General features: G+C 72.4%; 10 protein-coding genes and 1 pseudogene. 6 read left to right on the forward strand and 5 right to left on the reverse strand.

The features are described from left to right. The 3 genes and pseudogenes from ACIP8Z_RS23840 to ACIP8Z_RS23850 form a co-directional block, all read right to left on the reverse strand. A pseudogene (locus ACIP8Z_RS23840) lies at positions 1 to 106 on the reverse strand (IS481 family transposase); the annotation flags it as partial. A gap of 103 nt (positions 107 to 209) precedes the next feature. Continuing rightward, on the reverse strand, positions 210 to 1,787 hold the full coding sequence (locus ACIP8Z_RS23845; protein ID WP_402086572.1) for an amidohydrolase family protein: 1,578 nt from the start codon (positions 1,785 to 1,787) through the stop codon (positions 210 to 212). 11 nt (positions 1,788 to 1,798) lie between these two features. Beyond that, positions 1,799 to 3,064 (reverse strand): alanine racemase, encoded by a 1,266-nt coding sequence (locus tag ACIP8Z_RS23850; protein ID WP_402086574.1) that lies wholly within the window; start codon positions 3,062 to 3,064, stop codon positions 1,799 to 1,801. 124 nt (positions 3,065 to 3,188) lie between these two features. On the opposite strand from ACIP8Z_RS23850, the gene ACIP8Z_RS23855 reads away from it, so the two are divergent. The 4 genes from ACIP8Z_RS23855 to ACIP8Z_RS23870 all read left to right on the forward strand — a co-directional run bounded on the left by ACIP8Z_RS23855 (position 3,189) and on the right by ACIP8Z_RS23870 (position 6,978). Further along, the gene (locus tag ACIP8Z_RS23855) at positions 3,189 to 4,223 is read left to right on the forward strand and encodes a sugar kinase (RefSeq protein WP_402086576.1); all 1,035 of its coding nucleotides are present in this window, start codon (positions 3,189 to 3,191) and stop codon (positions 4,221 to 4,223) included. Further along, positions 4,220 to 4,990, forward strand: a complete 771-nt coding sequence (locus ACIP8Z_RS23860) for an IclR family transcriptional regulator (RefSeq protein ID WP_402086578.1) — start codon at positions 4,220 to 4,222, stop codon at positions 4,988 to 4,990. The genes ACIP8Z_RS23855 and ACIP8Z_RS23860 overlap by 4 nt, the downstream gene beginning before the upstream one ends. Beyond that, positions 4,987 to 5,421 carry a RidA family protein gene (locus ACIP8Z_RS23865; protein ID WP_402086581.1) on the forward strand — a complete coding sequence of 145 codons (435 nt, stop codon included), beginning with the start codon at positions 4,987 to 4,989 and terminating at the stop codon, positions 5,419 to 5,421. The genes ACIP8Z_RS23860 and ACIP8Z_RS23865 overlap by 4 nt, the downstream gene beginning before the upstream one ends. A 93-nt stretch (positions 5,422 to 5,514) precedes the next feature. Then, positions 5,515 to 6,978, forward strand: coding sequence for a GntP family permease (locus tag ACIP8Z_RS23870; RefSeq protein WP_402086583.1), 1,464 nt, complete (start codon positions 5,515 to 5,517; stop codon positions 6,976 to 6,978). Between the two features lie 87 nt (positions 6,979 to 7,065). Here the strand turns inward: ACIP8Z_RS23870 and ACIP8Z_RS23875 are convergent, their stop codons facing one another. Beyond that, a complete protein-coding gene (locus ACIP8Z_RS23875) occupies positions 7,066 to 8,421 on the reverse strand; it encodes a M14 family metallopeptidase (RefSeq protein ID WP_402086586.1) in 1,356 nt (451 codons plus the stop codon). 213 nt (positions 8,422 to 8,634) lie between these two features. Here ACIP8Z_RS23875 and ACIP8Z_RS23880 point away from each other — a divergent pair, with 213 nt between their 5' ends. After that, the gene (locus ACIP8Z_RS23880) at positions 8,635 to 10,050 is read left to right on the forward strand and encodes a serine/threonine-protein kinase (RefSeq protein ID WP_402087483.1); all 1,416 of its coding nucleotides are present in this window, start codon (positions 8,635 to 8,637) and stop codon (positions 10,048 to 10,050) included. Positions 10,051 to 10,139: 89 nt separating this feature from the next. On the opposite strand, the gene ACIP8Z_RS23885 is transcribed toward ACIP8Z_RS23880, so the two are convergent. Beyond that, on the reverse strand, positions 10,140 to 11,855 hold the full coding sequence (locus ACIP8Z_RS23885; RefSeq protein WP_402086588.1) for a chitinase: 1,716 nt from the start codon (positions 11,853 to 11,855) through the stop codon (positions 10,140 to 10,142). Between the two features lie 433 nt (positions 11,856 to 12,288). Here ACIP8Z_RS23885 and ACIP8Z_RS23890 point away from each other — a divergent pair, with 433 nt between their 5' ends. Continuing rightward, positions 12,289 to 13,383, forward strand: a complete 1,095-nt coding sequence (locus tag ACIP8Z_RS23890; protein WP_402086590.1) for a hypothetical protein — start codon at positions 12,289 to 12,291, stop codon at positions 13,381 to 13,383. Positions 13,384 to 13,484: the final 101 nt, after the last annotated feature.

Consider the following 13,484-nt stretch of genomic DNA (forward strand, 5'->3'; position numbering starts at 1 on the left):
AGATGCCCATCTCGGCGGCCACATGGGCGACCGGACGGCCTGAGCAGACACGTTCGACCAGCAGTCTCCTACCGAAGACAGTCAGCCGGGCATTATGGTGGGGCACGAAGACCTCCGTGCGGTGAGTTCCTAGACAGCTCCCACCACACCGGAGGTCTTCGCCATGTTCAAGACCAGGCCAGTGTCAACAACGCTCGTGATCAATACAGCTAGCGCGTGCGGCGGACCGATCTGCCCGCCAGGGCCGACGTGCGCTTGCCGTCCTCCATCACGAACTCGCCGTTGATCAGGACGTGGGGGATTCCCGTCGGGAGGGTGCGGGGGGACTCGTACGTCGCTCCCGCTCCTACCGTCTCCGGGTCGAACAGGACCAGGTCCGCGCGGTGGCCCTCGCGGATCAGACCCCGGTCGGTCAGGCCGAGGCGGGCCGCCGGGCGGGAGGTCAGGTGGGCCACGCAGTCCTCCAGGGTGAGGACGCCGAGATCCCGTACGTACCGTCCGAGGTACTGCGGAAACGTGCCGTACGCGCGCGGGTGCGGCTTAAGGCCCTGGAGGATGCCGTCCGAGCCGCCCGTGTGCACCCGGTGGCGCATGATCGTCCGGACGTTCTCCTCGTGGCCCACGTGCTGGAGGATCGTCGTCCCGAGCCGGTCCTCCAGGAGGAGCCGGCGGGCCGTCGCCCAGCCGTCCACCCGGCGGCCCACCCAGTCCGTGAGCGTCGCCTCCGACACTCCCGAGATCTCGATCGTGTCCCAGTCCATCGGCACGCCGTGGCAGCCGTCCGAGCCGATGACCTCCAGGTGGTGCCGGATGCGTTCCGCCGTCGCGTCGTCGCGGAGGCGGGCGAGCACCGCCTCCGGGCCGCCCTCGCTCGCCCAGCTCGGCAGCACGGCCACCAGGGTCGTGCAGCCGGGTGTGTACGGGTACGTGTCGAGGCTGATGTCCGCGCCCGCGTCCAGGGCCTCGTCCAGGAGGGCGAGGAGTTCGGGGGCCCTGCCCTCGTTCACGCCGAAGTTCATCGTGGCGTGGGCGAGGTGGAGGGCGCAGCCCGCGTCCCGGGTGAGCCGCACCATCTCCTCGTACGCCTCCAGGGCCCCGGCCCCGTACGAGCGGTGGTGCGGGCAGTAGTAGCCGCCGTACCCCGCCACGACCCGGCAGAGCTCCGTGAGCTCGGCGTCCTTCGCGTACATCCCGGGCGTGTAGGTCAGGCCGGAGGACATGCCGACCGCGCCCTGCTCCATGCCCTCCGCGACGAGCCGGCGCATGTGGCCCAGTTCGGACTCCGTCGCCGGGCGGTCGTCCCAGCCGACGGCGTACATCCGGACCGTGCCCTGGGGGATCAGATACGCGGCGTTGACGGCGATGCCCCGGTCCAGCCGGTCCAGGTACCCGCCGACCGTGCGCCAGTCGAAGTCGATGTCGTCGCCGGATCCGTTCCAGCCGGTGATCGCCCTCCGTACCTCGGCGAGCGTGCGGTCGTCGACCGGGGCGTACGACAGACCGTCCTGGCCCAGGACCTCCAGGGTCACGCCCTGCGCGGCCTTCGCGCTGTGGTCCGGGTCGCGGAGCAGCGCGAGGTCGCTGTGGGCGTGCATGTCGATGAAGCCGGGGGAGAGGGCGAGGCCCTCGGCGTCCACGACGCGGCGGGCGGTGGGGCGCTGGCAGCCGGCCGCCGCGCCCTCCTTCACGATCGCGGCGATCCGGCCGCCGTCGATCGCCACGTCGGCGCGGTAGGAGGCGCCGCCGGTGCCGTCGACGACCTCCGCGTCGCGGAAGACGAGGTCCATGCCGACTCCTTCTAGAAGAACGTGCGGATGTAGTCGACGACCGTGCCGTCCGCCTCGACCAGCGGGATCAGCTGCCACTTGTCGAAGATCGTGCACGGGTGGGACAGGCCCATGCCCAGCCAGTCGCCGACCTCCAGACCGGCGCCCTCCTCCGTCCGCACCCAGGCGTGCTGGTCGGAGAGTCCGGTGACGGTCAGGCCGTCGGCGGGGCGGATCTCGCCGGTGCGGGCGTCGCGGACCACCTGCGCCTCGGGGAGGTGCAGGTCGTGGGCGGCGTCGCGCTTGCCGGCGTTGGTGAACGCCTGCTCCGGGGTGGGGCGGGAGACGACCTGCGACCAGAGGCGGAACGCGGGCTCCAGGGCGCCCTCCTCCGGGACCCGGTTGAAGGGGGTCCGCTCGCGGTACTGCCCGTCGTCGTGCGAGACGTACGCGCCGGAGCGCAGCAGCTTCAGGACGGGCAGGGTGAGCCCGGGGATCTCCGCGAACACGTCCGCGACCGCGTCGAACCACTCGCTGCCGCCCGCGCTGACCACGATCTCGCCGATGGCGGGGTCGAAGCGGCCGGCCTTGTCGAAGTCGGCCGCGAGCCCGACCAGCCGGTGCAGCCACTCCCTGACCCGCTCGCCGTCGGCCCCGGGCATCGTGCCCTCGTAGCCGGCGACGCCGACGAGCCGCAGGGTGGGGGCGGCCGCGACCGCGTCGGCGACGGCCGCGCACTCCGCCTCGGTCCGTACGCCCGTACGTCCCGTCGCGCCGGCCGCCAGCTCGACGACGACGTCCACGGGGCGGGTGGCGCCCGCGGCGCGCAGCGCCCCGTCCATCAGCTCGACGCCGCGCACGGAGTCGACGTAACAGAGGAAGCGGAAGTCCGGGTCGGCGTCGAGCTCGCCGGCGACCCAGCGGAGGGCGACCGGGTCGACGACCTCGTTCGCGAGGAAGATCCGGGCGATGCCGTGCGCCCGGTAGACGCGGGCCTGGTGGGGCACGGCGGCGGTGATGCCCCAGGCGCCGTGCGCCAGTTGCCGGTCGAAGAGCTGGGGGGCCATGGAGGTCTTGCCGTGCGGGGCGAAGGCCAGGCCGTGGCGCTCGGCGTACGTCTCCAGGAGGCGGAGGTTGTGCTCGACGGACTCGGCGGAGAGGGCGAGGACGGGGGTGGTGAAGCCCCCGGTGAAGAGGTTGCGCCGCTGGGCGGCGAGCTCGCCGACGGTCAGGCCCTCGGCGTCCGGGGGCAGGGCCTTGAAGCGGTGGTCGACGCGCTCGTTCGCCAGGTCGGGCATGAGGCCTCCTCATCGAAGCGTTGCGAAGGGTGCAACAGTCATTGCGTATGTCGCTCGATGCTGTCTAGCATCCGGGCCAAGGCCGGGTCAATGGACCCCGCGAGAGTCGCAAGGGAGCGCCAGAGTGGCCGGAGAACCGCCCGTGGATGTCGTGTGCCTCGGCGAGTCCATGGTCACCTTCCTCCCCTCCCGACCGGGCCGCCTCGCCGACGTACCGGCCTTCGAGCGCGCGATCGGCGGCGCCGAGTCCAACGTCGCCTGCGCCCTCGCCGCCGCCGGCCACCGCGCCCGCTGGGTCGGCCGGGTCGGCCGTGACGGATTCGGCGACCACCTCGTCGAGACCATCGGCGCCTACGGCGTCGACGTCACCGCCGTCGACCGCGACCCGCGACGGCCCACCGGCGTCTACTTCCGCACCGCCGCCGACCGCGCCACCGACGCCCACGAGGTCGTCTACTACCGCGCCGGATCGGCCGCCTCCGCGATGTCACCCGCGACCGTGCCGTACGAGACCGTCGCCGACGCCCGCGTCCTCCACCTCACCGGCATCACCGCCGCCCTCTCCGACGACTGCCTCGCCCTCATGCGCACCCTCACCGCGCCCCGGGCGGGCCGCCCCCTCGTCTCCTTCGACGTCAACTGCCGCCCCGGACTCTGGCGCGACGGCGCCGCCACCGCCGGCCCCGTCCTCCTGGAACTCGCCCGCCGGGCCGACCTCGTCTTCGTCGGCGCCGACGAGGCCGAACAGGCCTGGGGCCTCGGCGACCCCGCCACGATCCGCGCCGCCCTCCCCGAGCCCGCCGTCCTCGTCGTGAAACGGGGCGCCGACGGCGCCACCGTTCACGAACGCACCGGCCCCGGAACCGACACCGTCGTGCACGTGCCCGCCCCCCGCGTCGAGGTCGTCGCCGCCGTCGGCGCCGGAGACGCCTTCGCCGCGGGATTCCTCTCCGCCACCCTCCGCGGGCTCGACGCCACCGCCCGCCTCCGGCACGGCCATCTGCTCGCCGCCGCCGCCCTCACCGTTCCCGGCGACCTGGCCGCACCTCCCCGCCGCGCCCACGCCGACCGACTCGCCGCACTCGCCCCGACCGCCTGGGGCACACTTCAGCTCGGCCCCGGCTGGACGGGGGACGACCAGGAGGGACGTACACCATGAGCCAGACCGTCGACCGGGCTCTCAGCATCCTGCCCTTGCTCGCGCAGGGTCCCGCCGACCTCGGACAGGTCGCCGACCGGCTCGGCGTCCACAAGTCCACCGCCCTCCGGCTGCTGCGCACCCTGCACGAGCACGGTCTCGTCTACCGCCAGCAGGACCAGCGGTACCGGCTCGGCGCCCGCCTCTTCGCGCTCGCGCAGGAGGCCGTCGAGAACCTCGACATCCGGGAGATCGCGCACCCCCACCTCGCCGCGCTCAACGAACGGATCGGCCACACCATCCACCTCGCCGTCTACGAGGAGGGCGAGGTCCTCTACATCGACAAGGTCGAGAGCCGCTACCCGGTCCGCATGTACTCGCGCATCGGCAAGCCCGTCGCGATCACCGTCGCCGCCGTCGCCAAACTGCTCCTCGCCGACCTGCCCGAACCCGAGCGCCGCGCCCTCGCCGGCAAGCTCGACTACCCCCCGTACACGCCCCGTTCGACGCCGAACGCCGCCGCCTTCCTCAAGGAGCTGGCGACCGTACGCGAACAGGGCTGGGCCACCGACCTCGGCGGCCACGAGGAGTCCATCAACTGCGTCGGCGCGCCCATCCGCGGCGCCGACGGGCGAGTCATCGCCGCGATGTCGGTCTCGGCGCCCAACGTGGTCGTCACGGCCGAGGAACTCCTCACCCTCCTCCCGCAGGTGCGCCGCACCGCGGACGTCATCAGCCGGGAGTACTCCGGCACCTCCCCCACCTCCCCGAGCAAGGACAGCGCATGACCGACCAGAACCTCGAGCAGTCGACCGAGAAGACCGCCCTCACCCCCGCCACCCACACCGCCCCGCCCGCGAAGTTCTCGCACGGCGTGAGGAAGGGCAACATCCTCCAGGTCGCGGGCCAGGTCGGCTTCCTGCCCGCCGTCGAGGGCCAGGCCCCCACCGTGGCGGGACCGACCCTGCGCGAGCAGACCCTCCAGACCTTCGCCAACGTCAAGGCGATCCTGGAGGAGGGCGGCGCGAGCTGGGACGACGTGATGATGATGCGCGTCTACCTGACGGACGTGGACCACTTCGCCGAGATGAACGCCATCTACAACCAGTACTTCGAGGAGCAGGGCCTCAAGGCCCCCGCCTCCGCCCGCACCACCGTCTACGTCGGTCTGCCCCAGGGCCTCCTCATCGAGATCGACGCCCTCGCCGTCCTCGGCTGAGCTGATTCTGCTGAACATGCCGCTCCACGGCACGGCGTCCGTCCCCCGGACGCCGTGCCGCGCTCCCCCCTACCCAAGAACGAGGCCTCCGCCATGCCGTTCGCCGCCGCAGCCCCCGCCGCCGAGGCGCCACCCCACACCGGTGGACTGCTCCACCTGATACCCGGCACCGCCGGACTGCTCACCGTCGCCGCCCTCGGCATAGCCGTCCTGCTCCTGCTGATCATCAAGGTCCGGCTCCAGCCCTTCGTCGCGCTGCTCGCCGTCTCCATCGCCGTCGGGCTCGCCGCCGGCCTCTCCGTCACCGAACTCTTCGGCACCGTCCAGAAGTCCGCCGCCACCTCCGTCATCGAGACCGGCATGGGCGGCATCCTCGGCCATGTCGCGATCATCATCGGCCTCGGCACCATGCTCGGCGCGATCCTGGAGGTCTCCGGCGGCGCCGAGGTGCTGAGCAGCCGTCTCCTCGGCCTCTTCGGCGAGAAGCGCGCCCCCCTCGCCATGGGCCTCACCGGACTCATCTTCGGCATCCCGGTCTTCTTCGACGTCGGCATCTTCGTCCTGGCGCCGATCGTCTACGCCGCCGCCAAGCGGTCCGGCGGATCGATCCTGCTCTACGCCATGCCGCTGCTCGCGGGCCTCTCCATGACCCACGCCTTCCTGCCGCCGCACCCCGGCCCGGTCGCCGCCGCCGGCCTTCTGCACGTCTCGCTCGGCTGGGTCATCCTGATGGGCGTCCTCGTCGGCGTCCCCGCCGTGCTCGCGGCCTGGGCGTACGCCGGCTGGATCGGCCGCAGGCTCTTCGTCGCCGTCCCGCAGGACATGGTCGAGGCCGCCGAGGAGGCCAGGGCCAAGGTCGCCGCCGAGCGGTCCGGCGGCACCGAGGCGCCCGTGGCGCTCTCCACCGTGCTCCTCATCATCGGCACGCCGCTGGTCCTCATCCTCGCCGCGACCTTCTCCTCCATCGCCCTGGACGAGTCCACCCTCCGCTCCGTCATCGAGTTCTTCGGCAGCCCTTTCGTCGCGCTGACGCTCGCGCTCTTCCTCGCGTACTGGCTGCTCGGCATCCGGCGCGGCTGGTCCCGGAAGTCCCTGGAGCAGGTGTCCACCTCCTCCCTCAAGCCGGTCGGCAACATCCTGCTCGTCGTCGGCGCGGGCGGGGTGTTCGGCGCGGTCCTCAAGGTGAGCGGTGTCGCGCAGGCGCTCTCCGACACCTTCCACGACGTCGGTCTGCCCGTCATCGTGCTCGCCTACCTCATCTCCCTGGTGCTGCGCGTCGCCCAGGGCTCCGCGACGGTCGCCATCGTCACCACGGCCGGCATCGTGCTGCCCCTGGTCGAGGGCGGCGACCACTCGCAGGCCTTCCTCGCCCTCGTCATCATGGCGATCTCGGCCGGCTCGATCTTCGCCTCGCACGTCAACGACGGCGGCTTCTGGATCGTCTCCAAGTACTTCGGCATCACCGAACGGGACACCCTCAAGTCCTGGACGGTGTTGGAGTCGGTGCTCTCGCTGGCGGGTTTCGCGGCGGCGGCCGTGCTGAGCCTGTTCGTCTGAGCGCGGGGGCGCCCGGCGTGCGGCCCCTGACACGCGAGGGCGCCCCGGCGGTGGTCCCGCCGGGGCGCCCCTGTCACGTACGGGCCGTCAGGCCGCGCAGTACTGCGCCTGCTTGCCGATCGAGCGGTACATGCAGTCGGCGTTCTCCAGGAGCTGGAGGACGGCGTCGCGGTTGCGGCTCGTCTCACGCTCGATGACCTCGTCGGGCGGGTAGAAACCGCCGCCGCCGGACGAGGACGGGTACATCTCGAAGGTGTACGCGAAGATCCGCTGCGAGCCCCACAGATAGTCGTCGATCGACCCGTCCGTGATGTAGAGGTCGCTGGACTGCTCGGGCGTGTAGCCGTTGCTGGCCGCCATCTTGCCGCCGACCGCCGCGAAGGCGTTGCGGTCGTCGAGCGTCATGCCCGGCGCGGTGTTGGCCGTGGTCCAGCCGAAGGGCCAGAGCACGAGCTCGCTGTACGTGTGGAAGTCGATGGCCGCGGTGATCTGCTGCTTGCCGGCGACCACCCGGGAGCGGACGAAGTCGGCGACGACCTTGACCTCGGGGGCGGACTCGGGAGCGGCGCCCCGGTACGTCTCGGAGCTCTTGGAACCGGAGGAGCCGCCGCAGCAGCCCCACTTGTAGTCCCAGTTCCGGTTCATGTCCGTACCGATGTACGAGGAACCGGAGTTGGGCTGACGGTTCTTGCGCCAGCTGCGGTAGGAGCCGCTCGCGATGTCGTACTCGCCGCCGTCAGGGTTGAGGTCCGGGACGATCCAGATCTCCCGGCCGTTCACGGCGTTGGTGATCCTGGAGTCGCTGCCGTACCCCGCGCCGAGCTCGCGGAGGAGGTACAGCGCCATCTCGACGGTGAGGTGCTCACGGGCGTGCTGGTGGTGGGTGAAGAGGACCTCGGGCTCGGCCTCGTCGGTGGCGACGTTGTCGCTGATCTTGATGGCGACGATGTCCCGGCCCTGGTACGACTTCCCGATCACCTGCTTGCGCATGATCGAGGGGTGGGCGGCGAGCCGCTGGTCGATCTCCGCGTTCATCTCCGCGTAGTTGTGGTACTTCGCGTCGGCGGAGGGGAAGTCGAGCGGGCCGGCCGCCGCGTCGCCCTCGGCGGTCCGGTTCGGCGGGCCGGGCAGGGCGACCGGCTTGTAGCCGAGCGCCTTGAGGTTCCTCAGCTGTTCGGCGTTGGCGCTGACCACGACCGAACGGGCGTCGACCTCGTCGATCGAGACGCCGGTGGCGGTCAGCGCGCTCCGGGCGGCCGGGGTGGAGGGTCCGGCGACCTCGTACTGCCGGATCACCTCGTCGGCGCCGACGGCGATCCGGGCGGCGGCCGACGACGGGTCGGCCCCGGCGGGTGTCGTGAGAGCGGACAGGGGCGCCGCGAGGGCGAGCGCCACGAGGGCGGCGAGCGTGGCGGACCTTCTGCCGCGGAGAGGACGTCGCATGCTGTCTCCTGGGTGGGGAGGGTGGGGGGTGCGACAAGCGCGTGCGGGTGTTCGGTGATGCGGTGACGCGGGTGTCCGGTGATGCGGTGACGCGGTGGTTCGGTGGGCAGTCGCCCGGTGTTCGGCGTTCTCTGTGTTCGGCCACATGGTGAGCCCGTGTCATGGACCGGTCAAGATGGGGAGTTCAGCCATACTGTCCCGGTGGGGACCCTCATCGGTAGATACGTCATCGAGCACAAGCTAGGCGAAGGCGGCATGGGCACCGTCTATTTGGCCCGATCGCGCGGCGGGCGTGCCGTGGCCGTCAAGGTGGCGCGGCCGGAACTCGCCTCCGATCCGTCCTTCCGCGCGCGCTTCCGCGCCGAGGTCGCCGCGGCCCGGCAGGTCGGCGGCTTCCACACCGCCCAGGTCGTCGACGCCGACCCCGACGCCGAGGCGCCCTGGCTCGCCACCGCCTACATCCCCGGCCCCACCCTCGCGGCGCTCGTCACCGCCGAGGGCCCGATGGACGAGGGACGCCTGCGCTCGCTCGGCGCCGCGCTCGCCGAGGCCCTGGAGGCCATCCACGCCTGCGGGCTCGTCCACCGCGACCTCAAGCCCGGCAACATCGTCATGGCCCCCGACGGACCCCGCGTCCTCGACTTCGGCATCGCCCGCGCGCTGGAGTCGACCCGGCTCACCGCCACGGGCTCCGCCTTCGGCACCCCCGGCTACCTCGCCCCCGAACAGGCCCTCGGCGAGGAGGTCACGGGCGCGGCGGACGTCTTCGCGCTGGGCGCGGTGCTGGTCGCCGCGGCGGGCGGCCGTCCCTTCGGGGACGGGACGCCGATGGGCCTCATGTACCGCGCGGTGCACGAGGACCCGGACCTCGCCTCCGTACCGGAGCCCCTGCGCGGACTCGTGGGCCGCTGCCTCGCGAAGGACCCGGCCGGACGGCCGACGCCGGAGGAGATCCTGGACGTACTGGCGGAGGGGGCGCGGGACCGGGCGGGCACGGTGCCGCCGCCGACGGCCGCCGACGCGCCCGCGACGCCGCGCCATCCGGTCCCGCCGGGGTTCGGGCCGCCGCAGGACGCGGTCCCGTCGCCGTACGGACCGGCGGTCGGAGGCGTCGTCCCGTCGACGCCCGTGCCGCCTCAGGCCGCGGTTCCGTCACAGGCCGTGGTTCCGTCACAGGCCGCGGTTCCGTCACAGGCCGTGGTCCCGCCTCAGGCCGTGGTCCCGCCGCAGGCCGCGGTCCCGTCGCCGTACGCGACCCCGTCCCCGCCTCCGCGCGACTCGGTCCCGGCGGGGTTCGGTCCGCCCACCCCCACCTTCTTCGTCCCGCCGCCGCCCGTCGCGCCCCCGCAGCCCGTGCCGGATTTCGTGGCCGCCGACAGCGTGTACGGGATCGTCGTGGACGGTGCCGGAATCTGCCTCCAGCTGCTCGACGACGAAGCGGAGTTCACCTGGGCCGAGATCGGAGCCGTACGGTACGAGCGGACCCGGCGCGGCCGGTGGCTGCGCATCGCCGTCGACCTCTACGACGGCACCAGCTACCTCTGTGAGATCGACGGCCGCCGGGCGGCCAGGGTCGAGGAGTGGGTCACCGGGCTCGACAGGGTCCTGGTCCGGTTCCTGCCCACGTGAGGTCCGATCCACCGGCCCGAGGGAACGACGCGGCGCCGCCGGGAGACCGGCGGCGCCACGGGTGATGCGGGTGGTACGGGATCGTTCCGCTACGGCAGGTTGTGGACGTGCGGGCCCACCGCGTTCGACCAGGCGTTGCCGGCCGTCGCGTCCCAGTTGGTCGACCAGGTCATGGCGCCGCGCAGCGACGGCCAGGCCTGGGCCGGCTTGAAGGTGCCGCAGCTCGTGAGCTTGGTCAGGCAGTCGAGCGCGTTCTTCACGATCTGCGGGTCGACGTAGCCGCTGCCCGCGCCCCGCGTGGAGGCGGGGACGCCCAGACCGACCTGCGACGGGGAGAGACCGCCCTGGATCTGGATGCAGGCGAGCGCGGTGAGGAAGTCCACCGAGCCCTGGCTGTAGACCTTGCCGTCGCAGCCGAGCATCGAACCGCTGTTGTAGTACTGCATGTTGACGACCGTGAGGATGTCCTTCACGGCGAGCGCGGTCTTGAAGTACTCCGTGCCCGTGTTCTGCATGTCGATGGTCTGCGGGGCCATCGTCAGGACCAGCGACGAACCGGCCTTGGCGGACAGCTGGCGCAGCGCCTTGGTCAGGTACGTCGCGTTGATGCCGTGCTCGAGGTCGATGTCGACGCCGCTGAAGCCGTACTCCTGCATGAGGGCGTACGCGCTGTTCGCGAAGGCGGTCGCGGAGGCGTCACTGTTGATCGTGACGTTCCCCTTCTCGCCGCCGACCGAGATGATGACGGACTTGCCGGCGGCCTTCTTCGCGGCGATGTCCGCCTTGAAGTCGGCGACCGAGGCGTAGCCGACGGCCGGGTCGAGGTTGAAGACGATCTGGCCGGCCGTGGTCGTCGAGTCGGCGAACGAGACGGCGATGATGTCGTACTGCGACTGCACGTCCCGCAGCTTCTGCACGGTGGCGCCGTTGTTGAAGTTCTGCCAGTAGCCGGTGAGGGCGTGCTTCGGCACGGCCGGGCCGGGGCCCGGGTCGGTGACCTTGGCGGTCCTGGCCGAGACGGCGCCGGACTTCGCGGACTCGCCCGCGGAGTTCGTCGCGGCGACCTGGAACTGGTACGCCGTGTCGGCCGTGAGTCCGGTGATCGTGGCCGAGGTGCCGCTCACCGTCTGCGGGTTGCCGCCGTCCCGGTACACCTTGTAGCCCGTGGCGCCGGAGACCGCGCCCCAGCTCAGGTCGACCGAGGAGGCGGTGACGGTGCCCGCGGCGAGACCGGCCGGGGTGGACGGGACCACCGGGTCGGGGTCCTGGCCGCCGCCCCCGTCGGGGCCGAAGACGCTGACGTCGTCGACGGAGTACGGGGAGGTCCCGTACCAGCCGTGGGTGTAGACCTCGACCGAGGTGGTGCTCGCCCCGGTGGTGAACGTGGTGGTGAGCTGCTTCCAGGCGGCGCTGTCGGGCGTCCAGGTGGAGACGCTGCCGGAGCCGGTCCCGGTGTTGTTCACGCCGAGGTAGGCGTAGCCGCCCTGGACCCAGGCGCTCAGCGTGTACGTCGAGTTGGGCTTCACGGCCACGGTCTGCGCGCACTTGGCGTTGTCGAGCCCGGCGGGCGTCGCCCGGAGCGCGCCGGCCCCGGTGCGGACGGGGGAGGAGACGGCGGCGCCGCTCCCGGCGGAACAGGACCAGTTGGTCAGACCGTTCTCGAAACCGGCGTTCTTGGCGACGTTGACGTCGGCCGCCTGCGCGGTGCCGGCTCCGCCGACGAGGACGAGCCCGGAGCCGACGGCGAGCGCCAGCGCTCCGCCGAGCCAGCGGCGTCCGTGCGGGCGGGTGGTGGTGCGGTCCACGTGCATCCTCCGGAGGGGAGTTGGGGATGTGGGGGATGTGGAGGTGCCGTACGTCGTCGTACGGAGGGGCTCGTACGGGGGTACGAGGCGGTACGGGGGGTATGGGGCACTGGGGGTGCCTGAGGTGCGGGCGGTACGGGGAGTGCGGACGGTGGCCACCGCTGTGGGGACAAGTTGGTCCAGACCAATCGTGTTGTCAAGACCTCTGGCAGCAAGCCCTGTTCGGAGCGGGTGCCGATGGCCCGGGACGGGCCGACGGGTCCCGGCTCCGGGACCCCAAGAAAGGGGGACAGCTTGGCGGATTGTGTGTTCACCACCCCGGGGGACGTGGATAAGGTGCAGAGGCGGCGGCACCCTGCGGTGATGCCGTGAACGCGGTAAGTGATCCGCGGCCCCCGGGACACCGGAGGCCGGAGGGGACGGGGGGTCCGACGTGCCGACAGCGATCGCGGTCACCAGTGCCGACCTGGCGCTGCCGCCGACCGACCCCGGGACCCCGCACGCCACCGTCCTCCCGGCCCCCGACACCCAGTCGCTCGACGCGTCGATCGCCGACATGCAGCAGCTCCTCGCGCGGTACGGACACGTGGTCGTCGTCTGCCCCACCTCCGCCCCGGCCGCCGTCGAGCAACGACTGCGCGCCGTCCGCGCCCTGCTCGAAAGCGACCGGATCGCCCTGGTCAGGACCGACCTGCCACCCCTCGGCGCGGCCGTACTCGTCCGCCAGCTCCGGCAGTTGGCGGGCTGCGACTTCAGCCCCGGCGTCCTCGCCTCCGCCGCCCGGCTGCTCGCCCACTACATCTACGCCGGTGCCGTCCTCGGCTCCGTCTCCCGGCTCGACCGCGTCCCCGTCAGCCTCGGCTCCCACCTCAAGGGATGGCTGCCCGGCGCCCACTTCGCCGTACTCGCCGGACCCACCGCGCAGATCACCCGCGTCGGCAGCGGCGAGGTGACCCTCCCGGGACCGGAGTTCACCACCGAACTCCTGCTCGCCCGCGGCCAGCTCCAGACCGACTGGCCCACGACCACTCTCGTGCCCGGGTGGCGGATCCACGGCGCCGTCCTGGAGACCCCGCTGCCCGAGGCCTCGCCGCGCTGGTGGGGGACGGGAAAGCTCGTCGAGTTCGCCGCGTACCTGCCCGACCTGCCCGTCCTCTACCAGCTCGTCTCCTCCGTACGGCGCGAGACCTGCCACTGGTGCGCGATGGACCTCATCGGCGACCGCTGCGGCTTCTGCGGGGCACCCCTCCAGGTCGGAGCGGTGCCGGAGCAGGGCGGCCGCGCGCTGAACGGCGGCCAGGGCGGAGGCCGGAGCGACGGCGGCACCCGCGCGCTCGGGCCCGGAGCCCAAGCGACCCAACAGGCGGACCCGCACCAGGGCGGCGCGCACGCGGACCCGCACCAGGGCGGCGCGCACCCGGCTCCGTACCAGGGCCCGCACGCGACCCACCCGGGCCACCCGGCCTCCTCGTACACCGAGCTCACTCCCGTGAACGTGCAGGGGAACCCCACCCGTGCCCTGCCGTGAGCAGCTCCCCGCCCCCTCCGCGACCCCCGTCCGCGCCCCCTCCTCCCGCCCCCGACCACCCGCTCCCGTCCGCCCCGCACTTACGTCTCCGATCGAGGTAG

Source organism: Streptomyces sp. NPDC088553, from assembly GCF_044752965.1.
Lineage (GTDB): Bacteria > Actinomycetota > Actinomycetes > Streptomycetales > Streptomycetaceae > Streptomyces.

Excerpts from the sequence above, each read along its gene's own strand:
- ACIP8Z_RS23845 (WP_402086572.1), bottom strand. The coding sequence starts at position 1,787 with ATGGACCTCGTCTTCCGCGACGCGGAGGTCGTCGACGGCACCGGCGGC.
- ACIP8Z_RS23850 (WP_402086574.1), bottom strand. The coding sequence starts at position 3,064 with ATGCCCGACCTGGCGAACGAGCGCGTCGACCACCGCTTCAAGGCCCTG.
- ACIP8Z_RS23860 (WP_402086578.1), top strand. The coding sequence starts at position 4,220 with ATGAGCCAGACCGTCGACCGGGCTCTCAGCATCCTGCCCTTGCTCGCG.
- ACIP8Z_RS23865 (WP_402086581.1), top strand. The coding sequence starts at position 4,987 with ATGACCGACCAGAACCTCGAGCAGTCGACCGAGAAGACCGCCCTCACC.
- ACIP8Z_RS23870 (WP_402086583.1), top strand. The coding sequence starts at position 5,515 with ATGCCGTTCGCCGCCGCAGCCCCCGCCGCCGAGGCGCCACCCCACACC.
- ACIP8Z_RS23875 (WP_402086586.1), bottom strand. The coding sequence starts at position 8,421 with ATGCGACGTCCTCTCCGCGGCAGAAGGTCCGCCACGCTCGCCGCCCTC.